Source organism: Lichenicola sp. (assembly GCF_965198575.1).
GTDB lineage: Bacteria > Pseudomonadota > Alphaproteobacteria > Acetobacterales > Acetobacteraceae > Lichenicola.
On the sequence record NZ_OZ240671.1, the window covers coordinates 2,240,001 to 2,266,691 of the forward strand.

Below are 26,691 nucleotides of genomic sequence, written 5' to 3' on the forward strand. Positions count from 1 at the left end.
TGGGTGCTAAGGTCCATCGTCGAGAGGGAAACAGCCCAGACCACCAGCTAAGGCCCCCAAATCGTGGCTAAGTGGGAAAGGATGTGGAGATTCCAAAACAACCAGGAGGTTGGCTTAGAAGCAGCCATCCTTTAAAGAAAGCGTAATAGCTCACTGGTCTAATAGAAACTCTGCGCCGAAGATGTAACGGGGCTCAAGCCACGTGCCGAAGCTGTGGGTGCATACTTTGATGTATGCGCGGTAGCGGAGCGTTCCGTAGGCCTGTGAAGGGAGATGGTGATGTCTCCTGGAGGTATCGGAAGTGCGAATGCTGACATGAGTAGCGACAAACAGTGCGAGAAACACTGTCGCCGAAAGTCCAAGGGTTCCTGCGCAAGGTTAATCCGCGCAGGGTGAGCCGGCTCCTAAGGCGAGGGCGAAAGCCGTAGTCGATGGGAATGGGGTGAATATTCCCCAGCCTGCCAGAAGTGACGAATGCGAGATGTTGTCTGTCCTTATCGGATTGGATGGGCTTTTTGAGCATTCCGGGAAATAGCTCTGGCGTATAGACCGTACCCTAAACCGACACAGGTGGACTGGTAGAGTATACCAAGGCGCTTGAGAGAACGATGCTGAAGGAACTAGGCAAATTGCTCGCGTAACTTCGGGATAAGCGAGACCCATAGGTGGGCAACCATGTGTGGGTGGCACAGACCAGGGGGTAGCGACTGTTTAGTAAAAACACAGGGCTCTGCGAAGTCGAGAGACGACGTATAGGGTCTGACGCCTGCCCGGTGCCGGAAGGTTAAGAGGAGGTGTGCAAGCACTGAATTGAAGCCCCGGTAAACGGCGGCCGTAACTATAACGGTCCTAAGGTAGCGAAATTCCTTGTCGGGTAAGTTCCGACCTGCACGAATGGCGTAACGACTTCCCCGCTGTCTCCAGCATCGGCTCAGCGAAATTGAATTCCCCGTGAAGATGCGGGGTACCCGCGGTCAGACGGAAAGACCCTATGAACCTTTACTGTAGCTTTGCAGTGGCATCAGGAAAATGCTGTGTAGGATAGGTGGGAGGCTTTGAAGCCGGGGCGCCAGCTCAGGTGGAGCCATCCTTGAAATACCACCCTGAATTTTTCTGATGTCTAACCGCGACCGGTCAGCCCGGTCCGGGACCCTGCATGGTGGGCAGTTTGACTGGGGCGGTCGCCTCCCAAAGTGTAACGGAGGCGCGCGATGGTGGGCTCAGGCCGGTCGGACATCGGCTGCTGAGTGCAATGGCATAAGCCCGCCTGACTGCGAGAGCGACAGTTCGAGCAGAGACGAAAGTCGGCCATAGTGATCCGGTGGTCCCGCGTGGAAGGGCCATCGCTCAACGGATAAAAGGTACTCTAGGGATAACAGGCTGATCTCCCCCAAGAGTCCACATCGACGGGGAGGTTTGGCACCTCGATGTCGGCTCATCACATCCTGGGGCTGGAGCAGGTCCCAAGGGTTCGGCTGTTCGCCGATTAAAGTGGTACGTGAGCTGGGTTTAGAACGTCGTGAGACAGTTCGGTCCCTATCTGCCGTGGGTGTTGGAGACTTGAGAGGAGCTGTCCCTAGTACGAGAGGACCGGGATGGACGCACCTCTGGTGCACCGGTTGTCGCGCCAGCGGCATGGCCGGGTAGCTACGTGCGGACGAGATAATCGCTGAAAGCATCTAAGCGAGAAACTTACCTCAAAACCAGGTCTCCCCGAGGGCCGTGATAGACCATCACGTTGATAGGCCAGATGTATACGCGCAGTAATGCGCTCAGCTAACTGGTCCTAATCGCCCAATAGGCTCAAACCACATCCGGCTCCGTCAAACGAGCCAAAACCACATGCATAGAAATCATCCACAACACCACAACGACACCACACACACATACAAACGCACGCACCAACCCCACACGTCCTACACACCGGCTCACCCGGGTGTGCTGGACGACCTGGTGGCCATGGCGGGGAATGATCCACCCGATCCCATCCCGAACTCGGCCGTGAAAACCCCCAGCGCCTATGATACTGCGTCTTAAGACGCGGGAAAGTCGGTCGCCGCCAGGTCTTCCAACACACCACACAACACCATCACCCACGCGGGGTGGAGCAGCCCGGTAGCTCGTCAGGCTCATAACCTGAAGGTCACAGGTTCAAATCCTGTCCCCGCAACCAGTGATCCAGCGTCGCTAGATCGACAACGTCACCATCCGGATCCTTGCCCGAACCAGGGCGGGAATTCGCGTGAGTTTCGTGTTCAAGACGGCGGGATCCTGCGGTACGCATGTTCTCTTACAGCATAGTTCCATCGGTCCACGTAATAGTCAGCTCAGAACGGAGTTGATATCTTCGATAAGGGCGGTACATCTGCCTCTTAGCTCTTCGGGAAGCCTGGTATCGCCGACAATCCTTTGAAGGTGATATCTCAACGCCATAAGAATTTCGGTACTTGTGGACCCACACTTCAATGCATCGTCTAGCGTCTTTCCTTCTTCGTTAAGTCCGATCTCGTGGATGGATCCGGATATCTCTCTTGCTTCCTCGTAATAATCAATCGCCATGCTATCTTGTCCCGAAATAATTGAGTGTGACGGCGTTCGGGGGAGTGACCACCTCAATACCACCCCCTGGATTTGTCCCCACCGGAGGTGCCACACGCGTGATGAAATCTGATCCTGAATTCAAGGTTCCGGTTTCAACGAAATTCGCGTTGGAGACATTCTCCGGAGGAATGCCATACTTTGCAGCGTAACCTGGTGACGACGGACTTTCCAGCGCCCAGAACTGCGCTTCTCCAGCCTGACTCGTCCCCATGGTGCCTGTTCTATAAAGTGTTGCACCATTCGCAACCTGAGCTCGAGCCGACAGGGCTTCGGGACTGTTATCCTGGACAGCCGGCCCGTACGGAGTGTCAACGAAATCACAAGTCCCGAATGGGTCGATCCAGTGTGTTGGGCTTGGCACGTAGGAAGCGAGATTTGTGCCGCCTCCCAGCCTGATCGGATCCTGCTGGACATAGCAGCCCTCATCCGGTGCGTAGTAGCGAAACCGGTTATAGTGCAGCCCAGTCTCGGCATCGAGGTATTGGCCCTGGAACCGAACCGGTTGGGCGATCTCCTCGATAATTGTTTGAGTGACGGAGCCCCAGGCGGTGAAACCGCTCCGCCAGACCAGGCGGCCGTCGTCATTGGTGATCTCCTGTGGCGTACCTAGGTGGTCGAGCTGATAGTGGAAGAGCGTGCCGGAACTGACCGAGCTTGTTCGGCAGATCTGTGCGAGCGGGCGGAAGCCGTTCGGTTCGTGGAGATAAACCTTCGCCAGCGGGTCGGCCGCCGTACTGCTTTCTGCGAACAGCAGGTTGCCCAACCATACGAATTCAGTGCGTGTCTCGCTTACAGTTGAGGCCCGGCCCTCGTTGGCCGGCACCGGGCCCCACAAGACGCTCTGCTTGGTCGTGCGCCGTCCCAGCGCGTCGTAGATGAACGAGGTAATGCGGCGCCCGAGGCGACTGAGTTCCTCAACCTCCAGGAGTTGGTTGTCGGCGCGGTAGCGATACAGCCGCTCGACGTTGCCGCCGGCACCGCGGACCTCGCGCACGCGGTTGCCGCAGCCGTCATACTCGAACTTGCGATCGCCGCGTAGCAGCAGGCGGTCGCCGGTGGCCCCACCCGGGGTGCCGGCACCCGTGTCGCTGCTGGCGCCCAGGATGTTGCCGGCCGGATCGATGACGAAGCGTTCGGGCAGGTCACCTTCGACGCCGACCAGGCGCTCATTGGCATCATACTGGTAGCGCCGCACGCCGCTTGCGAGGTCCAGCGTCTCGATCAGCCGGTCGGCGTTGTCCCAGCGATACTGGCGCTCGATCAGCGGCTGGACGTTGGCGCTGCGAGAGGTCTGCCGGGTGAGGCGGCCTTGCGGGTCGTATTCGGACACGGTGGTCAGGGCGCCGGCGCGGCGCTCCGTCTCGCGGCCCAACGCATCCCGTCCAAACGACGCCACCAGACGGCCGTCGAAGTCGATGCGGACGACATTGTCCTGCGTGTCGTAGGCGGTCTCGATCTCCCGCCCGTCGGGCAGTGTCGTGGCGACGCGGCGGCCGCGGGCGTCCTGGCGATGGCGGATCGTGCCAACCGGGCTGGTCTCCTCACGCAGCGCGCCATCCGGCCCGTAGGCGAAGCCAATCTCGCCCCAGTCGTTGGCCGCGCGGATCAACCTACCTGCTACATCGTAGGCATAATGGTCGGTCAGGCCGTCGCTGTGCCTGCGCTCCAGCAATCGGCCGAGCCCGTCGCGTGCGTAGGATGCGCCGCGGGCTTCGGCGTCGTCATGCGCCACAAGGAAACCAGCCGCGTCATAGCGGTAGCTGCGACGGCGGCCGTCGAAGCCGATTTCCTCGACCAGCTGGTCCGCCAGGTCGTAGGCCAGCGTGTAACGCTCGCCCTTCTGGTTGGTCAGCCCGACCAGGTTGAGGTCGGCGTCATAGCGGTAGCCCAGACTGCTACCATCCGGGTTCAGCCGCTGGATCGGGAAGGGCAAGCCGTCATAGCTCCAGCGTGTGATCGCGCCAGTAGCGGCCTGGTGGCTGGTGACATGACCTTCCGGGTCGTGGGTCAGCCGGATGATGCCGCCATCGGAGCGCCGGATTTCCGCCAACCGTCCGGCCGCGTCACGAACATAACGGGTTGGTGCTTCTCCGGCCCGGCGGCTCTCGCTCATGCGGCCGAGCGGGTCGTAGGTAAACTGGGTGCGCCGAACTCCATCGCCGGCAGCATCCCATGCCAGCTCGCCGCGCTCGGTCCAGCCAAAGCGACGCAGCGGCCCGATCGCGTCCTGGACCGCAAGTGTCAGGCCGCGCGGGTCACGCAGGAACCGACGCGCGCGTCCTGCTGCATCGGTATGCACGGCAAGGTTCAGCCGGTCGTCCCAGACGAACTGCTCGCTGGCCCCTGTCGGCGTGGTGATCTCGAGCGGCAGGGCAGTGACCAGCCCGTCCGACGCTGGCTCCGCATATCGCAGCACGCGACGCGCACCGTCGAAATCGCGGGTCTCGACCACCCGGCCGAAGCGGTCATAAGAGCGGCTCCGTGTGGCACCATCCGCGCGGACCACGCCCAACAGCAGGTTCTCCGGCGACAGGCGACGGGTCTCGCGGCGGCCCAGCGCGTCGACAACCGCAACCACGCGGCCCTCGGCGTTCCACTCATAATGCCAGACGGCACCGCGCGGACTGCGCACCGTGGTGCGGCGGGCGGCGTCGTCATAGCTGAGCGTGCGGTCGTAGAGCGACAGCCCCTGTAGGGTTGCGCTGCCCCAGGTGGCGATGCAACGCGCGGCCGTGCGCCGGGCGGTGTTGTCCCAGCGGAAATGGAAGGTGAGCCCGGCCGGACGGCGCTCCTCGACCAACAGGTGGCGCTCGTAGAGATAGCGGAAGCGGCCGTCGACAGCATCGGTCGAGGCGGTCAGGTCGCCCGCGCGGTCATACTCGAAGGCAGTCAGGGTCAGCAGGCCGTCGCCGTCCGGATGCGGCGCATCGATGCAGATGATTCGGCCGAGCGCGTCATGCCGCACCTGCAACTCCCGCCCGGCGCTGTCGCGGATGCCGTTCAAGCGGCCGGACCGGTCGCGGGTCAGAGCGATCTCGTTGCCGTTCGAGTCGGCGATCGACACCAGGTGCCGGATCGCCGGGATGCCGGGCACGAAACCGACGGACGGGCCGAACCGGAAGCGGATGCCGCTGTAATCGACGGCAGCGACGTCGCCGTCCACGTCGCAGAGCTGAATGCGCTCGAGGGGGTCGAAGCTGGGCCTGCCGGGTGAGGGCGTGTCCAACACCAGCAGGCGGCCGTCGCCGAGCCGCAGCGTCTGACGACCGTCGGCGCGCGGCATCAAGGCCATATCCAGGCTGTGGTGCCAGCCATGGCCCAGCTCACCGGTGATGGTCGAGGACGACATCCAGATCCGCTTGAACGCAAGCGGCAGCGGGCCCGGGAGGGTGAAGTCGGTCTGCTCGGTGAACACCACCCCGGTCGCCGGATTGACCGGATGGCCCACGCTCTCCGAGGTGGCGGTGTTCTCGCTCGTGTGGCCGCCGGGTTGAGTCGATCCCTGTCCGGTTGTCGAGCTCCCTCCGCCTGACTTCCCAGACCCGCCGACGCCCTTGCCTCGATCGGCGTTGACGCCGGACGCGGCGGCCTCGTCCTCTGCGGCACCGCCAGCTGCCGCGCCGCCGCCGCTGGTGTTCCGCTTGGCCGCGCGCAGCAGCGCCATATCGAAGAAGTCGCTGCCCAGGGCGATGATTGCCTTGGCGGCCTCGGGTGCAGCGGCGGCGATCTCGGCTGCGCTGTCGGCATACACCGCTGTCCGCACGGCCTTGGTCAGCCTGACGATCGCCCGCAGCCCGTCCCACCCGGCATAGGCGACCGCATAGCCGACGAACACGGCGTCCAGCGCCTCGCCTATCACCGGGATCGCCTGCACCCCGGCCATCACGCCCATGACCGCGATCGTCTGGGCCAGCGCTGGGCCGGTCAGCATCGCCCGGATGTGCGCCTGCAGCTCCTTGCCCAGCAGCGGCAGCGCATCCTCGAGCAGCGTCTGCAGGCGCTGCCCGGTCGACCAGCCGGCGATGCTGACCGGCCCGCCATGCGCCTGCACGCCACTGCCGGAGGACCCTGGTGCCGAGCCGCTCGGCGTTGCGAGCGCATGCTGTGATCCACCGGCCGGAGCGGCGGCCACGGCCACCGGCGCCGCTCCGCCGCGCTTTGGTGACGACGACACGGCATGCCGGTCATGGTTCCTGACCACGATCGCGCGCAGGCGGTGCGTCCGCAGGTGGTGGCGCAGTGTCTCGACGACGTGGTGGGCGTCGTGATGTGCCGACGTCCGGACCGTGATGCTGGCGCCGACCGCGATGTCCGGCCGTGCCATCCAGCTCTGCAGCTTCTCGATCTGCCAGCTGTCGCTTTTCAGGCTCTCGATCGCCCTGATCGCCAGGCGGTCGTTGCTGGTCTCGGTCGGCTTGTCCAGGACCCCGAGCGTTCCAAGCTCGCCCATCCCGTGCGCCGATAACGGGCCCAGGAAGACGGTGACGTCTCCCGCCCTGAGTTCCAGCACCTGCGCGGGCGGAGCTTTCATGCGGGCGTCATTCCGCGCAAGCGAATCTCGTCCTCTGGCCTCTCGACCGAGGCTGCTGCCCAGGCTCTGGAGCTGAGAGCAGCACATCCTCTGCGTGTTGCCCAGCGGCTTCTGCCCGCGACACTGGCGGAGTTTCTGCCGTCCTGACGCGGCTTATGATCGGGTCCGCGCTTTGGTCACCGTTGGACCCGGGTTCCGGCTCGTCGCGCCCGGCGTGCCTGCCTCACTCTAATTCAGGCAAGTCAAGACCGCTTGATCCGATCAACACGCTCAAACTCTTAACCAGCTGCTTCGGCTCAAGCTGGTTACTTGAGGGCTTCAGCAGGTATGGACGGGAGCATCAATCGTTCGTGGTTATGCGTCCCCGTAATCAACACGCATCGTCGATCACGCAGACGCGCCGGGCCACCAGGCTCAACCGCAGCTCGCCCGACAGCCCCGACACGGAGCGCGTCGGGCAATTTTGCGCCCGGCGTGAGCGTCACACAATGTTCCCTACTCGCGATCCGGCCGCATTCCATGGCACGACATGCCAAGCCGGTCGTGCCGACGGAACACCCGTCGAGATCGCGGGCACGGGGATCACGCTCCAGCGCCTGCGGGACCCAAAGTCCCCCAGCCAACCATGCCGCGGCGCATCTCGCTGATACCGCTAGCCAGCGGGACCACGACGGCAGCTGGGACGAATAATCATCCGCGCCCGACGAGACGCCAGTGATCGTCCCGGGATATGCCAGCACGTCGAACGCCTGCCCGCGGCATAAGCCGAACGCCTTGCTTTATCGCTCCGACACTGGTCGCGCGTATGAAGTCAGGCGCCACACCACGGGCGCAGCGTGATGTGCCTTCATCGTGCCGGGCCGTAACGGTGCATGTATCATGAGCGCGGCATGGGTACTTTCCGAGGGTCGCCAACGGCGATTGCCGAGGACAGTGTGCGCTACCGGAATGACACGTCCGGCACACTGAACGTTGCTCGTTCCCCAATCTGCGCCGCGTATGACACTGGAGATTGCCATGGCGAACCGCTCGGCTGGCGTCTTCAACACCGAAATCACTCTGATCAACGGGCACTGTTTTCCAGATCCGATCAGTCTGGCCTAGTAGCTGACCAACTTGATGTCCAAGATTTCATCCAGCCCGTGTTCCGTGCCAGTTTCGTCTCCGCTGCGTCACGCAAACGGCAGAGGCTACGGCCTCTGGGCTGCGGTCTTTGTCCTGGCGCTGACCTGCATCCCGGCTTCGACTTCAGCTCAAAGCCGCGCCGAGGCGCCAGATACGATCGCCGCACGATTACAGGCCTGCGCAGCGTGCCACGGCAACGACGGCGAAGGGACCACGAATGAAGACTTCCCGCGCCTGGCTGGAAAGCCTGCCGAGTATCTAATGCATCAGCTCGTCGCCTTTCGCGACAGTCGACGCAGCTATCTGCCGATGAACTATCTGCTCGAGTATCAGAACGACGCTTTCCTGCATCAGGTCGCCGACTACTACGCGAGCCGCCATCCCGTACTGCGGCCGCAAGTCCGGTCCGACATCAGCCCGGCAACACTTCAGCGTGGCCGTTCCATCGCCACCGAGGGTAACCAGGCCGCCGGCACTCTCGCCTGTGCCGCCTGCCACGGGGCCCGCTTCACTGGCATGCAGCCCGCCATCCCTGGCCTGATCGGGCTGCGCGCCAGCTACATCAGTGCGCAACTCGGTGCATGGCGGTACGGTACGCGTACGGCCGCGGCGCCTGACTGTATGCAGGTCGTGGCCGCCGCCCTGACCGAAGCCGACACCACTGCTGTCGCTGCATGGCTGGCCGCACAGCCGATCCCACCGGATCCTGCGCCGATGGAGCAACACGCCGTTAAAATACCGACGCGGTGCGGGAGCGAGCCGCAGTGACGCGGGGCCGGTGGGCGCTGCCGCGGCTGGCCGGTCGGTGGCTTGGCCTTGCGCTGCTGCTGCTTGCCGGCACGCAGATCCCGGTCGCGGCGCGGTCGTCGCCACCGCTGCTCAGGTCAGACCCGGAACTGGCAAAGGGTGCATACCTCGCTCGCGCCGGCGATTGTGTTGCCTGTCACACAGGCCCCGGCGGAAAACCGTTCGCGGGCGGCCTGCCGATGCAGACCCCATTCGGCACCATGTACTCGACCAACATCACGCCGGACCCGACCGGCATCGGCGGCTGGACCGCGGGTCAGTTCTACGGCGTGTTGCACGATGGCCGCAGCCCGGACGGCGGGCTGATCTACCCGACGATGCCGTTCGGCTCCTACACCAAGCTCCCGCGCGCAGACTCCGACGCCATCTTCGCCTATCTCCGCACGGTTCCACCGGTCAGGGCGATCGACCGCGCCAGCGAGCTGCAATTTCCCTATGATAATCGGATCCTGATCCTGGGCTGGAGAACCCTGTTCTTCCGTGCGGGCAGCTACGTTCCCGACCCGACTAAAACGGCCGATTGGAACCGCGGCGCCTACCTCGTGCAGGGACCGGGGCATTGCGGAATGTGCCACACGCCGACCAACGCGCTCGGCGGCAGTTCGCCGGCCCGGGCGTTCGAGGGCGGCCTCATTCCGATGCAGAACTGGTATGCGCCCTCGCTGACCTCCAACAAGGAAGCCGGCCTGGGCGAGTGGAGCCTGCAGGACATTGCCGACTTGCTGCGGACAGGGATCTCGCAGCGCGGCGCCGTCTACGGCCCGATGGCGGAGGTCGTTTACGACAGCCTGCAATATCTCGACGACAGCGACATCAACGCGATGGCCGTCTATCTCAAAAGTCTGGGTCAGGGCCATCCGTCCAGTGCGCCGGCGGCGTCGGTGTCCTCGACCGAGACCAGCCTGCTGCTGCACCTGGGCCACGACATCTACCAGGGCAACTGCACGAGTTGCCACGGCGCCGACGGCGTCGGTGCGCCGCCCGACTATCCACCGCTCGCCGGCAATGCGTCGATCCAGATGACGTCCGCGGTGAACCCGATCCGCATGGTGCTGAACGGCGGCTACCCGCCCGGCACCACCGGCAACCCCGCGCCCTACGGAATGCCACCGTTCGCCCAGACTCTATCGGATGACGAAGTTGCTGCCGTGGTCTCCTACATTCGCGCATCGTGGGGCAACCGCGGCACCTCCATCTCCGCCGGTCAGGCCAACGCGCTCCGCCGCGCATCGCTGGATTGATGATGCCATGATCAACAGCGAGACCCCCGATCAGGACGATCAGGCCAAGGTGGAGCGGATCGTTGCCGCCGGCCCGCTCGGCGCGCTGGTCCTGGCCGGGACGACGACCGCGATCGTGATCGCGATCTGGCTCATCTTCTATCTTGTCGTTTTCATGCCTCGGGCGGCCGCACCATGATCCCGCCGATCGACAGTGCGGCAGAAAAGATAGCCAACCGCGTCGAACGTCGCTGGGCCGCGATTTCGGTCGCGATCGTTGCAAGCCTCGTCGTGATGGCTGCCTTCGGTGGCATCCACCAGGCCGCGATGCCGCAGCGGCAAGTCGAGCTCGTCGATCCACGCACGCTGCATGTGTCCGGCGAATTCATCGAGAGCAATCTCGGCACCGGCCTCGAGCCGGATGGCTCGGTGACCGTGCGCCTCATCGCGCAGCAATACTCCTTCACGCCCGCATGTATCGTCGTGCCGGCCGACGTACCCGTGAACATCCGCGCGACCAGCGCCGACGCGGTGCATGGCCTGCTGATCGATGGCACCAACGTCAACCTCATGCTGGTCCCGGGATACATCTCGAGCGCGCCGACGCGGTTCACCCGGCTGGGTGACCGCCACATGCCCTGCCACGAATTCTGCGGCATCGGTCATGAAGGCATGTGGGGCCGCGTGCGCGTGGTCGACCGGACGACCTTCATGCAGTTGGCGGCCGACCGGCGGAGAAACGACTGTGGTGGTTAACAGGCGACTGATCCTCGCGCATTTCTGGCTTGCCTTCGCAACATTCGGGGCGGCGTTGCTGCTCGGCGAGTGGCAGATGTTCGTCCGCAGCCCGCTGCATGCCTGGCTCGGCGACGCGGAGCACTACTACCGGTCGGTGACCGAGCACGGTGTCGCGATGGCCTACGTGCTGCCCACGCTGGTCGCCATGGGCTTCGGCTATTTCGTGTCCGAGACAGCCCTGCAGCAGCCGTTGATCGGCCGGCGCTGGGCATGGACCGGCTTCGCTCTGGTCGCAGCAGGCGCGGTTCTGGCCACCATCCCGATCTCGCTCGGCCTCGCCTCGGTCCTCTACACGTTCTACCCGCCGATGATCGCAAACCCGGGGTTCTACCTCGGCATCGTGCTGGTCGTGGTCGGTTCCTGGATCTGGGTCGCCTTGATGGCGATCAACCTGGCCGCCTGGAAGCGCGCAAACCCCGGCCAGCCGGTGCCATTGGCCATGTTCGCCACCGTCGCCGGCGCCCTGTTGTGGGGCTGGACAGCCGTCGGAGCCGCGATGGAGATCCTGTTCCAGATCCTGCCGGTGGCGTTGGGCCTGAAAAGCACGATCGATGCCGGCCTGTCGCGGGTGTTGTTTTCCTGGACCTTGCACGCCATCGTCTATTTCTGGCTGATGCCGGCCTACATCGCCTATTACACGATCGTGCCGCGGGCGATCGGCGGCCGACTTTATAGCGACCAGATGGGCCGTCTGTCCTTCGCATTGTTCCTGGTCGTGTCTATGCCGATCGGGATCCATCATCTGTTCGCCGACCCGGAAGTCGGCGCCGGCTTCAAGTTCCTGCACTCGACCTTCACCGCGCTGGTGGCGCTGCCGACGCTGCTGACGGTCTTCACGATCTGCGCCTCGGTGGAGATCGCCGGAAGACTGCGCGGCGGCAAGGGCACGCTGGGCTGGCTGCGCGCGTTGCCCTGGCAGAACCCGATCATGCTGGCCGCTGCCTTCTCGTTCATCATGCTCGGCATCGGCGGCGCCGGTGGGCTGATCAACATGAGCTCCCAGCTCAACGCGACGATCCACAACACCCAGTTCGTCACCGGCCATTTCCACCTGATTTTCGGCGGCGCCATCGTCATCATGTATTTCGCCATTGCCTATGACGTGTGGCCGCATCTCACCGGCCGTGCGCTCGGCAACCTGGCCCTGGTCCGTGCGCAACTCTGGACCTGGTTCGTCGGCATGATGGTGCTGACCCTGCCGTGGCACTATGTCGGGATCATCGGCATGCCGCGGCGAATGGCCTTCTACGACTACACCGATCCGGCGATCGCCCGCATGGCGCTACCGGTCATCATGTCGGTCGTCGGTGGCGCCGTCCTGGTCGTATCGGGCGCCTTGTTCCTGCTCGTGCTGTTGCGCGCCCAGAGAACCAGCCTGACGGATCCCGGCACCTACCGCTTCAGCATGGCTGTGCACGTTCCTCGCCACGTCCCGGCCGCACTGAATGGCTTCGGCCTCTGGTCCGGGTTGATGATCGCGCTGACCGTGCTGAATTACGGCTTTCCTGTTGCCAACCTGCTCGCCCGACACGGCAACGAAGTGCCGGCGATCGCCAGTGCCGGCCAGCATTGAGCCCCCGGCCGTGAAGGGTCAGCCATGAGCGCCGAGCGGCCGCCGACCGGGAGGGACCGCTGGGCGGTCGTCAGCGCCGCCATCATCGCAGGCGTGGCAGGCCTGTCGATCGCAGCCGGCTTCGTCTGGTTTCCGACGTTGATGTCGAGCGACAATCGGGAAACCCTCTGGCAGCAGATCTGCGGCGCGGCCGGGCTGGTGCGCAGCTACGCCTCGGTCGAGCCGGTGGTCGGGCCGACCGTGCTGACCTCGCAGGTCGTGATGACGCCGCAGATGCTGGCCGCTCCGACCGCCGAGGATATCGGCCGCGGCGCGACCTTCGCCCTTCGCTGCACCGTATGCCATGGCGCGCGCGGGCTGAGCGACGCGAACTCGCCCAATCTGGCCGGACAATACCGCGTGGTGCTCTACAAGCAGATCCGGGACTTCGCATCGGGCGCTCGCCCCAGCAGCGTCATGGGCCCGCTTGTCGCGCATCTCGGCGATCCGGAGATGCGTGATCTTGCTGCCTACTACGCATACCTGCCGGCGCTGCCGCCGTATCATCCGGTCAGCTCGGGGCCGATGCCGGCCATCGTGTCGGGCGGCGCGCCGATGCGCGGCATCGCACCCTGCGGCGCCTGCCACGGTGGCCTGGCCAACAAGACCGGCAGCGCCTGGCTCGAGGGGCAGCCCGAACGCTACCTGCTGGCTCAACTGCATGCCTTCGCATCGGGTGATCGCCATAACGACATCAGCAGGCAGATGCGCAACGTCGCCCACGACATGACACCGGTCGAGATGGCGGAAGCGGCCGCCTACTATGCGAACCAGCCTCTCAGATAGGACCGCATCCGCGACCAACCGCCGTCGGCTCGCGTCAATGCGCCGCAGACGGAGCCTTCGCCGGCGCGACCGACCGGAGAAACGGGACCATCAGCGTGCCGATGACGAACACCACCATGATGACGCTGAAGGCGTCCGCATAGGCGAGCGTCGACGCCTCACGGTATGCCGTCTGCCAAAGCGTGTGAAGCGCCGCCGCATGTCCCGGATCCGAGCCGGCGGGGAGCGCGCCGTATCGGGAGTTCGCCGCCGCGACGAACCGGTTCATCGCACCGTTGGACGGCGTCAGATGTGACGCGATGCGGTCGAAATGCAGGTTGGTCCGGCTGTTCAGGATTGCAGCGCTCACGGCGATGCCGACCGCACCTCCCAGATTACGCATCATGTTGAACAGCCCGCTCGCATATTTGAGCCGCGCCGGCGACAGGCTCCCCAGCCCGAGATTGACGCTGGGCGCGACCGCGAACACCTGCGGAAACCCGCGCAGGATCTGCGGGATCAGCAGCTCCGCCGCACTCCACTGGCTCGTGATGAAGGAAAAGCTCCACATCGCGAGCGCGAAGCACGCCATTCCGGCCATCATCAGCCAGCGCGGATCGAAACGCTTCGACAGCAGGATGAATGCCGGCGTTCCAAGCAGCGATGCGGCGCCGGTCGAGAAGATCGCCATTCCGGTCTGCCACGCGCTGTAGCCGCGCACGTAGCCGAGAAACAGCGGCGTCAGGTAGATCGTCGTGAAAATCCCGATCCCGGTGATGAACGACAGGATGCAACCCAGCGCGAAATTGCGGTTCGTGAATGCCCTGAGATCGACAACCGGATTTGCCACCACCAGGCTGCGCACGACGAAGCCCAGGAGCGTCAGCCCCGAAATCCAGGCGCAATCGGTGATCGTGGCATCGTCGAACCAGTTCCAGCGCGTGCCTTCCTCGAGCACGTATTCGAGGGTCGCCAGGCCGATCGCCATCAGGACCATGCCGGGATAGTCGGCACCGCGCAGCAATTTCAGGTCAGGCTTGTCGATGTCCACCAGCAGCGGCACCAGCACCGTCACCACAAGGCCGGGCACCAGGTTTATGTAGAACAGCCAGTGCCAGTCGAGGGTGTCGGTGATCCAGCCGCCGATCACCGGCCCCAGTGTCGGGGCCACGGAGGCGATCGTTCCGATCACCGCGGCGCTGTACACCCGCCTCGTGCCCTGGAAGAAGTGGAACGACGAGGTGAAGACGGTCGGGATCATCGACGCGCCAAGCAGCCCCTGCAACGCGCGAAAGACGATCATGCTCTCGATGTTCCACGCCATCCCGCACAGCATGCTCGACACGGTAAAACCGGCTGCCGAGGCGGTGAACAACCAGCGCGTCGAGAACACCCGGGTCAGCCAACCGGACAGCGGGATCACGATGATCTCGGCTATGAGATACGCGGTCTGCACCCAGCTGATCTCGTCCTGCGCCGCCGACAGGCCGCCGCCGATATCCTGCAGCGACGAGGCCACGATCTGGATGTCGAGCAGCGCCATGAACATGCCGGCGCACATCACGACGAACGGCAGCACGCTCGGCTGCACGGTTCAGTGTCCCGTCTGGAAGTGACTGGTTCGCAGATCGACGCTTACGGTCGTCGACAGGCCCGGGCGGAGCCTCGACAGCGTTGCATCCTCCACGTCGAGCGCAATTCGGACGGGAACACGCTGCACGATCTTGGTGAAGTTCCCGGTGGCGTTCTCCGGCGGGATCACGCTGAACACTGCCCCGGTACCTGGCGCCAGGCTGTCGACGCGGCCGTGGAACACGATCCCGGGCGCCACGTCCGCGATCACGTCGGCCGTCTGCCCCCGCTTCATCCGCGCGAGCTGGTCCTCCTTGAAGTTCGCATCCACCCAGAGCCCGTGTGCGGGAATGACCGAAAGCAGGTAGCTGGCCTGCGACACGTAGGCGCCGACGCGTGCTGCCCGGTTGCCGACATAACCGTCGATCGGCGAGCGGATCTGCGTGTAACCGAGATCGAGACCGGCCGTCCGGAGATCGGCCTCGGCCACCTGGACCATTGCCTGAGCCTCAGCCACCCGCGCTGCCAGCACGTCCAACTCACCTCGCGCCGCTTCGACCGCCGCCGCGGCACCACTGACCGAGGCAGCCGCTTCCTGGTCGGTAGCCCGGGTCCGTTCCGCGTCCTGACGTGATCCGGCCGGGGTGAGGGCGAGCGCCGCATACCGGGCGCCTTCGACATGTGCGAACACGAGCTTTGCCGCGGCTGCCCGCAGATCAGCCTCCCGATCCTGGATCGTCGCCCGTTGCGCCTCGGACGCCGCCTGCAGTCCCTGAAATGCCGCGCGCCGGGCGAGGACCGTTGCCTGGGCTCTGTCGTACGCGGCCTGGAAGTCCCTCGCATCCAGCTGCATCAGCAACTGGCCCGCGCGCACATGCTCGTTGTCGACAACGGCGACATCGCTGATGAAGCCGGCGACGTGCGGCGCGATCGTCGTGACGTCGCCGCCCACGTAGGCATCATCCGTCGACACGATGAACTGACCGTTGGCCCAGTACTGGTAGCCATACCAGCCGATGCCGGCCGCGATCGCGACCCCCGATGCTAGCATCGCCGCCCGCTTCAGGACCGTCCGCGCACGCGGCCGCAGCCCGGCCTCGCGTTGCGCCGGTGCGATCACGCGCGCGGTGACGGTCCCGCTCATGGTGTCACGCCAGGGTCAGGATCTGCCGCGGTATAGCGTCGCCGCAGTCGGTCGCCGGCTGCCGGCCCGGGCGCGCCGCGGAACTCCGCCTGCGTCATCTCCCTGCCGCTGACCCGGTCGACCAGCACCGGCTCCGCCCTTGCGCCGGTCAGCCGATCCACCAGCACCAGGCTCTCGCCCTCTGGCGCGAAGTGCCGGTTCCCCCAGGCGACCATCGCCCACAGCACCGGCTGGAAATCGCGCCCACGTTCGGTCAGCACATACTCGTCGCGCGGCGGCCGCTCGCTGTAGCGCCGCCGCTCGAGGAGGCCCGCATCCACCAGCGCCGACAGCCGCCGTGTCAGCATGTTGGGGGCTATACCAAGGCTTTTCTCGAACTGGTCGAAGCGGGTGAGTCCGGTCAGGGCGTCCCGCAGGATCAACATGCTCCACCACTCGCCCACCCGATCGAGGCTGCGCGCGATCGGACACTGCGTATCGGCAAGGCTCGTCCGCTGCATGGTCCAATCCAATCGCTTCCGTGCTGGAGGGAACCTAGGCTAGTAGCTATCATGATGCAAGCGACACGCATCGGCCCATCGAGAGGGTCAAGACGCATGCGAATGCGCCGCTATTCCCGATCGTGACCCCGGCGGAGCGCGCCCGACCATCCGGAAAAATGTTCACTCGGACGATAGTGAGTTTGCAGTCCGGCGGCCGGGCGGACATAATGTGTGGTCGGAGGGACCGCGTCAGATGGCCCCCTGAGGAGAACCGCCATGGCCCCGCAAGGTCGCATCGATGCCGGTCGCCCGGACCAACGGCAAACCGGCACAGGCAACGAGACCGCCGGGTGCTGCACGGCGAGATGACCACCACGCCGCCATAACGAATTCTTTGCAACCGGCCGCCAGAGCCGGATGAGAGAGGGGAAATACCATGACGATCGAAATCGCGGCCCTACGACAGCCCAATCCGGCCGAGGACCGAGCCTACGACGCGGCCGCACGCAAGGCGATGCGCGTGCTGGTGCCGATGATCATCCTGATCTACCTGTTTTCGTTCCTGGACCGCAGCAATGTCGCGCTGGCAAAACCGGCGTTCCAGCATGAGCTCGGCATCGGGCCGGCCGCCTACGGGCTCGGCTCCGGATTGTTCTTTCTCGTCTATGCGTTTCTCGAGGTGCCCAGCAACCTCATCGCCTACCGGATCGGCCCACGCCGCTGGATCTCGCGCATCGCCGTCACATGGGGTGCGGTGTCCGCGGCCATGATCTTCGTCCGCGGCGACTATTCGTTCTATGCGCTGCGCCTGCTGCTCGGTGCAGCCGAGGCCGGGTTGTTTCCAGCCCTGCTCTATCTCATCACCTGCTGGTTCGCCTACCGTGAGCGCGCGATCGTCGTGAGCTGGCTCTATCTCGGGCCGCCGATCGCGCTGATTTTCGGAAACCCTCTGGGCGGCGCACTGATGACCCTGGACGGCACCGGGGGACTACGTGGCTGGCAGTGGATGTTCCTGATCGAGGGCCTGCCGACCATCCTGATCGGCGTGTTCCTGTGGTTCAAACTGCCGGACCGGCCACGCGCGGCGGCATGGCTGACGGCCGACGAGGCCGGCCTGCTGGAGCGGCGCGCCATCGCGACGGTGGAACAGCATGCGGCGATCGAGGCCAAGGGCTGGGCCAGGGCGCTGGCGTCTCCCACGACGTTGCTGATCGGCCTGATCTATTTCCTGAACCAGGTCGGCTGGCTCGGCCTGGTGTTCTTCACGCCGAGCGCCATCCACCAGATGAACGTCACGTCGCCGCTCCTGGTCGGCGTGCTGTCGAGCAGCATCGGCATCGGCGCACTGATCGGCGTGCTGGTGGTCCCTCGGGTGCATCGCCGCGTTTCGAGCGACAGCCTGTTCCTGGCAGCCGTGACGATCGGCTTCCTGCTGTGCGGGCTCGGCTTCTCCACCACGACCGATCATGTCCTGAAGCTGCTGCTCATCATCTGCGGGTCGGCCTTCGGCGTGGGCGTGCTCCCGGTCTATTGGGCGATCGCGATGCGGCAGTTGAACGGCGTGCAGGCTGCGGCCGGGCTCGCCGCCATCAACACGATGGGCCTCACCGGCGGATTCGTCGGACCGTATCTGTTCGGCATCGCTGAAAGCTGGTCCGGCCACAGCAGCTCCGGCTTCGTCGTGATCGCGATCTGCTCGGCGGTGGCACTGGTGCCGATCTTCCTGCTGAGCCGCATCCGGCGTGATCCCGAGGCAGCTCCGCCTGCCGGTGTCACGCAAGCTGCATTGGAGTGACGCCGGGATGATCGACGGGGCCATGCAGGACTTCCCGCTCCGGCTGGATCGGTTTCTCGACCATGCGGCCAGGTGGCATCCACGTCGCGAGGTGGTCACCGCCGGCAATGCGGGCCAGGTCGAGCGGATCGGCTACGCCGGACTTCGGGATCGCAGCCGGCGCATCTCCACCGTGCTCGCCGGGCTCGGTGTGGGACCAGGCGAGCATGTGGCGACGCTCGCCTGGAACACGCAGGCGCATGTCGAGAGCTGGTACGGGATCATGGGGATCGGCGCGGTCTGCCACACGCTCAACCCGCGGCAGACGGCATCCCAGCTCGGGGCCATGGCCACCGCCGCGTCCGACCGCGTGCTGATCGCCAGCGCCGACCTCCTGCCGCTGGCCCGCGCGCTGGCAGCTCTCGCGCCCAGCATCGAGCACGTCCTGGTCATTGATGGCGAGGCGACCCGCCAGGACCCCGAGGCTGTGCGAGCCGACGAGCGCGCGCTCGAACCTCTCATCGGCTGGGCCAGCGAGCCGGATCCCGCCTGGGCACAGTTCGACGAGCGGGCGCCTGCCGGCCTGTGTTTCACGTCCGGCACCACCGGCCCTCCGAAGGGCGTCACCTACACCCACCGCGCGAGCTTCCTGCACGCCCTGCGCCTGTTGCAGACCGATGTGATCGGGATCAGCGCGGCGGACAGCGTGCTGGTGGTGGTACCGATGTTCCATGCCTGCGCCTGGGGCCTGCCCTTCGCGGTGCCCGCGGCTGGGGCGAAACTGGTGCTGCCGGGGCGGCAGATGGATGGCGCCAGCCTGGCCAAGCTGATCGCGGCCGAGGCGGTGACGATCGCGGTCGGCGTGCCCACGGTCTGGCTCGGCCTGCTCGACCATCTCGAGGCGACCGGCGGCACGCTGCCCTCGCTGCAACGGATCCTGATGGGCGGCGCACCGCTGCCGCCGGCCCTGATGGCGCGGCTCGAGCGCCGGCTCGGGGTCAAGGTGCAGACCAGCTGGGGCATGACCGAGCTGTCGCCGTCCGGGACGGTGTCGCCGGCAAATGCCCCGGAGCGGTCCGCCGGCCTGTCCGGCAAGCCCGCGATCGGCATGGACCTGCTGCTGACCGATGCGGACGGTGTGCCGTTGCCGGACCAGCGTGGGCCGGAGGGGCATTTGCGGGTGCGTGGCGCCAGCGTGATCGAGCGCTATTTCGGGGAGGCGGAGCCGGCGACCGACGCGTCTGGCTGGTTCCCGACCGGCGACCTGGCCCGGATTGATGCGGACGGCAATCTCAGCATCACCGGCCGCGCCAAGGACCTGATCAAGTCAGGTGGCGAGTGGATCAATCCGGGCGAGATCGAGGCCATCGTCGGCGCCCATCCGGACGTGGCGTTGGCCGCCGTGATCGGCCGCCCGGATGCGAAGTGGGGCGAGCGACCGGTGCTGCTGGTCGAGACGCGGGACGGCCGTGCGGTCGCCGGCGAGACGCTCATCGAGACGCTGCGTGGCCGGGTGGCGTCCTGGTGGCTGCCCGACACGGTGGTCCTGCTCCCGGCCATGCCCCTGACACCGACCGGGAAGATCGACAAGATACGGCTGCGATCGACATATGGAGGCGGCTGAGGAAGGCATGCGGCATTTGCCCCCCTCGGTCGTGACCGCGACCAGGATAAGGCAGCAGCTTGACCGAAACCCCTACGCCCCCGCGCAAGCGCACCACCAAGGCCGCGCAACGGGCCGACACCACCGAGCTGATCCTCGACGCGGCCGAGCATCTCTTCTCCCGGCACGGCTTCTATGGCGTCACCCTGAAGGACGTTGCAGGTCGGGTCGGGGTGCACCACACGCTGCTGAACTATTATTTCGACGATAAGCCCGCTTTGTTCGAGGCGGTATTCGCCAGGCGAGCGGCAGTGTCGGTCAGCCGGCGCATGCAGGCGCTCGACGAGTACGAGGCGGCGTGCAACGGCAGTCCCACCGTCGAGGGCGCGGTGCACGCGTTTCTGGACACCGATTTCGACCTCTATATCGAGGGGGGCGAGTCCTGGAAGAACTACGGAGCGCTCGGCGCCCAGGTGGCCAGCACGCCGGAATGGGGCGCCGACCTGATGAACCGGCATTTCGATCCGGTGGTCATGCGGCTGATCGGGCTGCTCAGGCAGGCGCTGCCGGATTGTCCGCCGGAGGACATCTTCTGGGGCTACCACTTCATTACCGGCGCGCTGCTGCTGACCCTGGCCCGCACCGGCCGGATCGACACGCTCTCGGGCGGGCTGTGCAGGTCCGACGACTTTCCCGCCGTCAAGGCGCGGATGGCCCGCTTCATGGCAGCCGGCCTCGTTGCGATGTGCAGCGGTCCGACGGCGCCCGGAAACGCCCAGCCACGGACTCCTGCTGGTGCCAGAAAGGCTCGGGGTGGTCAGTCATTCACTCCCTTGAGAGTGAAGTAGTCCGGACCTAGACTGGTCCTGCACCATGAAGGAGCTGTCGATGGCGTTCGAGGGTCGTGTCGCGATAGTCACCGGGGCAGGCGGCGGTCTCGGCCGCCAGCACGCGCTGTTCCTCGGCCGCCGTGGCGCACGGGTCGTGGTCAACGACCTCGACCAGGCGGCGGCGGATGCGGTGGCGCACGAGATCGCGGCAGCGGGTGGCCAGGCGTTGGCGATCGCCGCCTCGGTGACCGACGAAGCTGCGATCGGCGCCCTCGTGCAATCGGTAGTGGAGCGCCACGGCCGCATCGACATCCTGGTCAACAATGCCGGCATCCTGCGCGACAAGAGCTTCGGCAAGATGACGCTCGACGCCTTCCGGCTGGTCGTCGAGGTCCATCTTATGGGTGCGGTGATCTGCACGCATGCGGTCTGGGACACGATGCGGGCGCAGAATTACGGCCGCATCGTGCTGACGACATCATCGTCCGGCCTGTTCGGCAATTTCGGCCAGGCGAATTATGGCGCTGCGAAAATGGCTCTCGTCGGCCTGATGCAGACGCTGGCGATCGAGGGCGAGCGGTACGGGATCCGGGTGAACTGCCTGGCGCCGTCCGCCGCGACAGGAATGACCGAGGGCGTCTTGCCCCCGGAAAGCCTCGAGCGGCTCGATCCCGCGTTGGTCAGTCCGGCGCTGCTGGCACTGGCCGGCGATGCGGCGCCGACACGCATGATCCTGTGCGCCGGTGCCGGACATTTCGCGGCCGCGAGCATCGATCTCTCGGCCGGCCGGTTCATCGGCGGCGGTGCGGACGCGGCGGAGCGGGTGGTCGCGGAACTCGGCGCCATCGCCGATCGAACGCAGGCGATCGTGCCCGAGCGTGGCTTCGTCCAGGCCGAGCGCGAAGTGGCGAGCGCAGAACGCGCCGCAACGGCCGGAGAGGGGGCATGAGCATGCGTGACGCCGTCATCGTCTCGACCGCACGCACGCCGATCGGCCGCGCATACAGAGGCGCCTTCAACGCCACGCCGGCCACGGAACTCGCAGCACACGCGATCACCGCGGCGGTGGCGCGCGCCGGGGTGGCCGGGGACGAGATCGACGACGTGCTGCTCGGCTGCGCGATGCCGCAGGGCATCCAGGTCACGATCGCGCGCAACGCCGTGCTGCGAGCTGGATTGCCGGCCAGTGTTCCGGCGATGACCCTCGACCGGCAATGCGCGTCCGGTCTGATGGCGATCGCGACGGCGGCCAAGCAGATCATCGTCGACCGGATGGATGTCGTGCTCGCCGGCGGCGTCGAATCGATCTCGCTGGTGCAGACCGACGCATACCGGCTGGACCGCGACCCCTGGCTCTCGCAGAACCAGCCTGACGCCTACATGCCGATGTTGGAAACCGCCGAAGTGGTAGCCGAGCGCTACGGCATCGACCGCGACCGCTGCGACCGCTACGCGCTGCGCTCGCAACAACGGGTGCGGGCGGCGAACGAGGCCGGCCTGTTCGACGACGAGATCGTCCCGGTCACCGCGCACATGCGGGTGGTGGACAAGGCGAGCGGCGAGAGCAGCCTGCGCGAAGTCACCCTGGCCAGGGACGAGGGCGCGCGCCCGGACACGACGCTGGACGGGCTCGCCGCACTCAGGACCGTGCTGCCCGGCGGCATCATCACCGCCGGCAACGCCAGCCAGCTCTCGGACGGGGCCGCCTGCAGCATGCTCATGGAAGCCGGTGTAGCCGAGCGTCGTGGCCTCGAACCGCTCGGGCGCTATGTCGGCATGGCGGTCGCCGGTACCCGGCCGGACGAGATGGGGATCGGCCCGGTCTTCGCCGTCCCGCGCCTGCTCGAACGCTTCGGGCTCACGGTGGACGATATCGACCTCTGGGAGCTGAACGAGGCGTTCGCGGTGCAGGTGCTGTACTGCCAGGACCGGCTCGGGATTCCCGAGGAGCGCCTCAACGTGAATGGCGGGTCGATCGCGATCGGACACCCCTATGGCATGTCGGGCGCCCGCATGGTGGGGCATGCGCTGATCGAGGGTCGTCGTCGCGGAGCCAGGCGAGTCGTCGTGACCATGTGCGTCGGCGGCGGCATGGGAGCGGCCGGCCTGTTCGAGGTCCTGTAGGCGGCACGGTGGAACGCGACCTGATCGGTGTCGCGCCGTCCTCGATCGCCATCAGATTTTCGCTACCGTGAAGAGCGCCGTCGAGGAACCACCTATCCAGACCGCAATGAAGTGACCTAGCATCGCCGAAGCGCTGCCAAGAGCGCCGGATAAAAAACAAAGACCCGGAGGAAATATGCGTCGCCTGATCCAGGCTGCTCTCATGGGGGCGGCCACCCTGTCATTGTGCGGTGCACCAGCAGGTGCCCAGCAGAAGAAGTCCCTTGCGCTGATCACCAACGTCTCGGCCGATTTCTGGACAGTCGCCCGCGCCGGCGTCATGAAGGCCCAGGGCGAGCATCCCGATTACACGATGCAGGTCATCGTCACCGGCCAGGCAACGGCAGCCGAGCAGCGTCGCGAACTCGACGACCTGCTCGCCAACGGGATCGCCGGCGTCTCGATCTCCGCGATCGACCCGAAGAACTCCACCGAGGAATTCAACAAGGTCGCCAGCAAGGCTGTCCTGTTCACGACCGACAGCGACGCCCCGAACTCCAACCGCGTGCTGTATATCGGCACCGACAACAAGGCAGCCGGTCTGCAGGCTGCCGGTGAAATCAAGAAGGCGCTGCCGAACGGCGGCAAGATGATGGCCTTCGTCGGCACCATGGACGCCGATAACGCTCGCGAGCGCGTCGAGGGAATCAAGGAAGGCCTGCAGGGCAGCAACATCCAGATCGTCGATATCCGCACCGATGGCGGCGACTTCGCCAAGGCGAAAGCCAACGTACAGGACGCGCTCGCCAAGGGCGGCCTCGATGTTCTCGTCGGGCTCTACAACTACAACACGCCGCAGATCTACTCGGCGGTGAAGGATGCCGGCATGTCCGGCAAGATCAAGGTCGTCGGTTTCGACGAGGATGCGCAGACGCTGCGCGGCGTCGCCGACGGCACGATCCAGTCGACCATCGTGCAGCAGCCGTTCGAGTTCGGCTACCAGTCGATGACCGACCTGGTGAAATACATCAACGGCGACAAGTCCTTCATCCCCGCCAACCACCTGATCATCATTCCGACGCGGGTCATCCAGAAGGACAACGTGCACGAGTTCCAGCAGAGCATGCGCAAGATGCTGGCTGCGAAGTAGCGCAGGGATAGCTCCAGGGCAGCGCCTCGCATGTCGCCCCCGCCGCTGCTGTCCCTGGTCGGGATCAGCAAGTCCTATGCAGGTGTGAGAGCCCTGGAGGATGTCAGCCTCACCGTCGAGGCTGGCATCGTCCTCGGACTGATCGGCGAGAACGGCGCCGGCAAATCGACGCTGATGAAAATCCTCGGCGGCGTCGTGCAGCCGAGTGCCGGCAGCATCGTCGTCGACGGGGTGGCGCACAGCACCATGACCGTCGCCGACGCCGCCCAGGCCGGCATCGCCTTCGTCCACCAGGAACTGACCGTCCTGGACAATCTCGACGTTGCCGCCAACATCTTCCTCGGGCGCGAGCCGGTCGCGGGCGGTCCGCTGCGGCTCGTCCGCACCAGGCGCATGCACGACCTGGCGCGCCCGCTGCTCGAACGCCTCGGTGCCGATTTCGGCCCGGAAACCAGCGTGTCGCGGCTGCTCATCGCGCAACGCCAGCTCGTCGAGATCGCCAGGGCGCTGTCGGTCGATGCGCGCGTCATCATCATGGATGAGCCCACCTCGAGCCTGACCCTGCAGGAAACCGACCGCCTGCTGCAGGTCATTGCCGAGCTGCGTGCGTCCGGCGTTTCCGTCATCTACATCAGCCACCGCCTGCACGAGGTGAAGCTGTGCGCCGACCGCGTCGTCTGTCTGCGCGATGGACGCGTCGCCGGCGAGCTGTCGCGGGACGAGATCGACCATAACGCGATGATCCGCCTGATGATCGGCCGCGACCTGCGCTCCCTCTATACCCCGCCGCGCACACCCGCCGGGGGCGAGCTCTGCGTCGTCGATCGTGTCGTCACCAGCGCCTTTCCGGATCGCGCAATCTCGCTCAGCGTCCATCGCGGCGAAATCCTCGGCCTTGCCGGACTGGTCGGCTCCGGCCGCACCTCGCTCGCCCGGGCGCTGTTCGGGGTCGATCCGATCCTGTCCGGCGAGGTCCGCCTGGCCGGAGAGCGTGTCGAGGTCCGCTCGCCGCGCGGGGCGATCGCGCAGGGCATCTACCTCGTGCCGGAGGACCGCAAGGGCCAGGGCCTGGTCCTCGAGATGCCGCTCTCGGAGAACATCTCGCTCGCGAGCCTGCGCCGCTACGCCCGCTTCAACCTGATCGATCGCGACGCCGAGGCGACGACGGCACGCGCACAGCAGGTCTCGCTCCGGATCAAGACGCCCAATGTCGAAATCCACGCTGCGACCCTGTCCGGCGGCAACCAGCAGAAGGTGGTGCTCGCCAAGTGGCTCTCGATGGCGCCGCGCCTGATTATTTTCGACGAGCCCACCCGCGGCATCGATGTCGGCGCCAAGGGCGAGATCTACACGCTGATGCGCGCACTCGCCGATGACGGCGTCGCCATCGTCATGATCTCGAGCGACATGGAAGAGGTCATCGGCGTTTCCGATCGCGTCGCCGTCATGCATGAGGGCGAGATCAGCGGCATCCTCGATCGCGCCGACTTTTCCGAAATCAACGTCCTGCGTCTCGCCATCGGCCAGCCCGCCGAACATCTGGAGTCTGTCTAATGGCCCGCAAGGATTGGGGGCTCCTGCTCCTCCTGATCGTCGTCGGCGGCATCACCGCGATCCTGAACCCGCGCTTCCTGTCCGCGGTCAACCTGCTCGACATGGCCAACCTCATCGGGTTGTTCGGCATCTTCTCGATCGGCGAGGGGCTGGTGGTGATCACCGGCGGCATCGACCTGTCGGTCGGCTCGATGTTCTCGCTGCTCGGAGTCATCTTCATCGACCTGCTGGTCAATCGCGGCGTGCCCTGGCCGCTCGCCATCCTGGCGATCGTGCTGGGCGGCATCGTGCTCGGCGCCGTGCAGGGCCTGCTGGTCACCAAGGCCCGCCTCCAGCCTTTCGTCGTCACCCTGTGCGGCCTGCTGATCTACCGTGGTGCCGCCCGCTACTACACCACCGACGCCACCATGGGGTTCGGGTACAGCGACGATTTCGACTGGCTCGGCTGGCTGGCATCGGGTCGCACCTGGGGGATCCCGCACCCGTTCATCCTGCTGATCCTGGTTGCTGTCGTCATGGGCGTGCTGCTGCACCGCTCGGTGTTCGGCCGCTACCTGTTCGCGATCGGTCGCAACGAGGAAGCGGCGCGCTTCTCCGGCATCCGCACCGGCGCGATCGTCACCGGCGCCTACATCATCAGCGGCGGGCTGGCCGGCCTCGCGACGATCTGCCTGGTGTTCTACACGAACTCGGTCTCGCCATCCTCGTTCGGCAATTTCTACGAGCTCTACGCGATCGCGGCCGCAGTGCTGGGCGGCTGCAGCCTGCGTGGCGGCGAGGGCTCGATCATCGGGATCGTCCTCGGCACCGCCCTGCTCCAGGTGCTGCAGAACCTGGTGAATATCCTGGGCATCCCGAGTTCGCTGAATTTCGCGGTCATGGGGACGGTCATCCTGATCGGTGTTCTCGCGGACCAGCCCTTCATCCGTCGCGCGATCCCGTCGATACGGTCACTGCGCTCGACGGCTGCGGAAGTCAGGAAGCAGACACAGGCGGCCCCTTGACCGCCTGCGGAACCAA

At 65.7% G+C, this 26,691-nt stretch carries 19 protein-coding genes, 1 tRNA gene and 2 rRNA genes (1 of these 22 cut by a window edge); 17 read left to right on the top strand and 5 right to left on the bottom strand.

Going from position 1 to position 26,691, the window contains the following annotated elements:
• The 3 genes from ACOEQ2_RS10225 to ACOEQ2_RS10235 all read left to right on the top strand — a co-directional run.
• Nucleotides 1-1,811: ribosomal RNA gene (locus ACOEQ2_RS10225) — 23S ribosomal RNA — on the top strand; it begins 932 nt to the left of the window's first position.
• Nucleotides 1,812-1,949: 138 nt separating this feature from the next.
• Nucleotides 1,950-2,065: ribosomal RNA gene (gene rrf / locus ACOEQ2_RS10230) — 5S ribosomal RNA — on the top strand.
• Nucleotides 2,066-2,096: 31 nt separating this feature from the next.
• Nucleotides 2,097-2,173: transfer RNA gene (locus ACOEQ2_RS10235), tRNA-Met, on the top strand.
• A gap of 149 nt (nt 2,174-2,322) precedes the next feature.
• Here ACOEQ2_RS10235 and ACOEQ2_RS10240 read toward each other — a convergent pair.
• Nucleotides 2,323-2,559 (bottom strand): hypothetical protein, encoded by a 237-nt coding sequence (locus tag ACOEQ2_RS10240; protein ID WP_419727877.1) that lies wholly within the window; start codon nt 2,557-2,559, stop codon nt 2,323-2,325.
• Between the two features lies 1 nt (nt 2,560).
• Nucleotides 2,561-7,132 carry a DUF6531 domain-containing protein gene (locus ACOEQ2_RS10245; RefSeq protein ID WP_419727878.1) on the bottom strand — a complete coding sequence of 1,524 codons (4,572 nt, stop codon included), beginning with the start codon at nt 7,130-7,132 and terminating at the stop codon, nt 2,561-2,563.
• A gap of 1,119 nt (nt 7,133-8,251) precedes the next feature.
• Between ACOEQ2_RS10245 and ACOEQ2_RS10250 the strand changes: the two genes are divergently transcribed.
• The 6 genes from ACOEQ2_RS10250 to ACOEQ2_RS10275 are packed head-to-tail and all read left to right on the top strand — an operon-like array spanning nt 8,252 to nt 13,480.
• Complete coding sequence (locus tag ACOEQ2_RS10250) at nt 8,252-9,025, top strand: c-type cytochrome (RefSeq protein ID WP_419727879.1); 774 nt, start codon at nt 8,252-8,254, stop codon at nt 9,023-9,025.
• On the top strand, nt 9,022-10,305 hold the full coding sequence (locus ACOEQ2_RS10255) for a c-type cytochrome (RefSeq protein WP_419727880.1): 1,284 nt from the start codon (nt 9,022-9,024) through the stop codon (nt 10,303-10,305). The genes ACOEQ2_RS10250 and ACOEQ2_RS10255 overlap by 4 nt, the downstream gene beginning before the upstream one ends.
• A gap of 7 nt (nt 10,306-10,312) precedes the next feature.
• Nucleotides 10,313-10,483: a hypothetical protein gene (locus ACOEQ2_RS10260; protein WP_419727881.1), complete on the top strand. Its 171-nt coding sequence runs from the start codon at nt 10,313-10,315 to the stop codon at nt 10,481-10,483.
• A complete protein-coding gene (locus ACOEQ2_RS10265; RefSeq protein ID WP_419727882.1) occupies nt 10,480-11,040 on the top strand; it encodes a hypothetical protein in 561 nt (186 codons plus the stop codon). The genes ACOEQ2_RS10260 and ACOEQ2_RS10265 overlap by 4 nt, the downstream gene beginning before the upstream one ends.
• Entirely contained in the window at nt 11,033-12,655 is a 1,623-nt protein-coding gene (locus ACOEQ2_RS10270) for a cbb3-type cytochrome c oxidase subunit I (protein ID WP_419727883.1), read from the top strand. The genes ACOEQ2_RS10265 and ACOEQ2_RS10270 overlap by 8 nt, the downstream gene beginning before the upstream one ends.
• 24 nt (nt 12,656-12,679) lie before the next feature.
• The gene (locus ACOEQ2_RS10275) at nt 12,680-13,480 is read left to right on the top strand and encodes a c-type cytochrome (protein ID WP_419727884.1); all 801 of its coding nucleotides are present in this window, start codon (nt 12,680-12,682) and stop codon (nt 13,478-13,480) included.
• A 34-nt stretch (nt 13,481-13,514) separates the two neighbouring features.
• Here ACOEQ2_RS10275 and ACOEQ2_RS10280 read toward each other — a convergent pair whose 3' ends face one another.
• The 3 genes from ACOEQ2_RS10280 to ACOEQ2_RS10290 are packed head-to-tail and all read right to left on the bottom strand — an operon-like array spanning nt 13,515 to nt 16,675.
• Nucleotides 13,515-15,050: a DHA2 family efflux MFS transporter permease subunit gene (locus ACOEQ2_RS10280; protein ID WP_419727885.1), complete on the bottom strand. Its 1,536-nt coding sequence runs from the start codon at nt 15,048-15,050 to the stop codon at nt 13,515-13,517.
• 3 nt (nt 15,051-15,053) lie between these two features.
• Nucleotides 15,054-16,175, bottom strand: coding sequence for an HlyD family secretion protein (locus ACOEQ2_RS10285; protein WP_419727886.1), 1,122 nt, complete (start codon nt 16,173-16,175; stop codon nt 15,054-15,056).
• Complete coding sequence (locus ACOEQ2_RS10290) at nt 16,172-16,675, bottom strand: winged helix-turn-helix transcriptional regulator (RefSeq protein ID WP_419727887.1); 504 nt, start codon at nt 16,673-16,675, stop codon at nt 16,172-16,174. Before ACOEQ2_RS10290 ends, ACOEQ2_RS10285 begins: the two co-directional genes overlap by 4 nt.
• 418 nt (nt 16,676-17,093) lie before the next feature.
• Between ACOEQ2_RS10290 and ACOEQ2_RS10295 the strand changes: the two genes are divergently transcribed.
• From ACOEQ2_RS10295 to ACOEQ2_RS10330, 8 genes are all read left to right on the top strand, one after another.
• The gene (locus tag ACOEQ2_RS10295; RefSeq protein ID WP_419727888.1) at nt 17,094-18,452 is read left to right on the top strand and encodes an MFS transporter; all 1,359 of its coding nucleotides are present in this window, start codon (nt 17,094-17,096) and stop codon (nt 18,450-18,452) included.
• A gap of 7 nt (nt 18,453-18,459) precedes the next feature.
• A complete protein-coding gene (locus ACOEQ2_RS10300; RefSeq protein WP_419727889.1) occupies nt 18,460-20,055 on the top strand; it encodes an AMP-binding protein in 1,596 nt (531 codons plus the stop codon).
• A 59-nt stretch (nt 20,056-20,114) separates the two neighbouring features.
• Complete coding sequence (locus tag ACOEQ2_RS10305) at nt 20,115-20,882, top strand: TetR/AcrR family transcriptional regulator (RefSeq protein WP_419727890.1); 768 nt, start codon at nt 20,115-20,117, stop codon at nt 20,880-20,882.
• Between the two features lie 25 nt (nt 20,883-20,907).
• A complete protein-coding gene (locus ACOEQ2_RS10310; protein ID WP_419727891.1) occupies nt 20,908-21,813 on the top strand; it encodes an SDR family NAD(P)-dependent oxidoreductase in 906 nt (301 codons plus the stop codon).
• Nucleotides 21,810-22,988 carry an acetyl-CoA C-acyltransferase gene (locus ACOEQ2_RS10315; RefSeq protein WP_419727892.1) on the top strand — a complete coding sequence of 393 codons (1,179 nt, stop codon included), beginning with the start codon at nt 21,810-21,812 and terminating at the stop codon, nt 22,986-22,988. The genes ACOEQ2_RS10310 and ACOEQ2_RS10315 overlap by 4 nt, the downstream gene beginning before the upstream one ends.
• A gap of 175 nt (nt 22,989-23,163) precedes the next feature.
• Nucleotides 23,164-24,117: a sugar-binding protein gene (locus tag ACOEQ2_RS10320; protein WP_419727893.1), complete on the top strand. Its 954-nt coding sequence runs from the start codon at nt 23,164-23,166 to the stop codon at nt 24,115-24,117.
• A gap of 30 nt (nt 24,118-24,147) precedes the next feature.
• A complete protein-coding gene (locus tag ACOEQ2_RS10325) occupies nt 24,148-25,671 on the top strand; it encodes a sugar ABC transporter ATP-binding protein (protein WP_419727894.1) in 1,524 nt (507 codons plus the stop codon).
• On the top strand, nt 25,671-26,675 hold the full coding sequence (locus ACOEQ2_RS10330) for an ABC transporter permease (RefSeq protein ID WP_419727895.1): 1,005 nt from the start codon (nt 25,671-25,673) through the stop codon (nt 26,673-26,675). Before ACOEQ2_RS10325 ends, ACOEQ2_RS10330 begins: the two co-directional genes overlap by 1 nt.
• Nucleotides 26,676-26,691 lie beyond the last annotated feature (16 nt).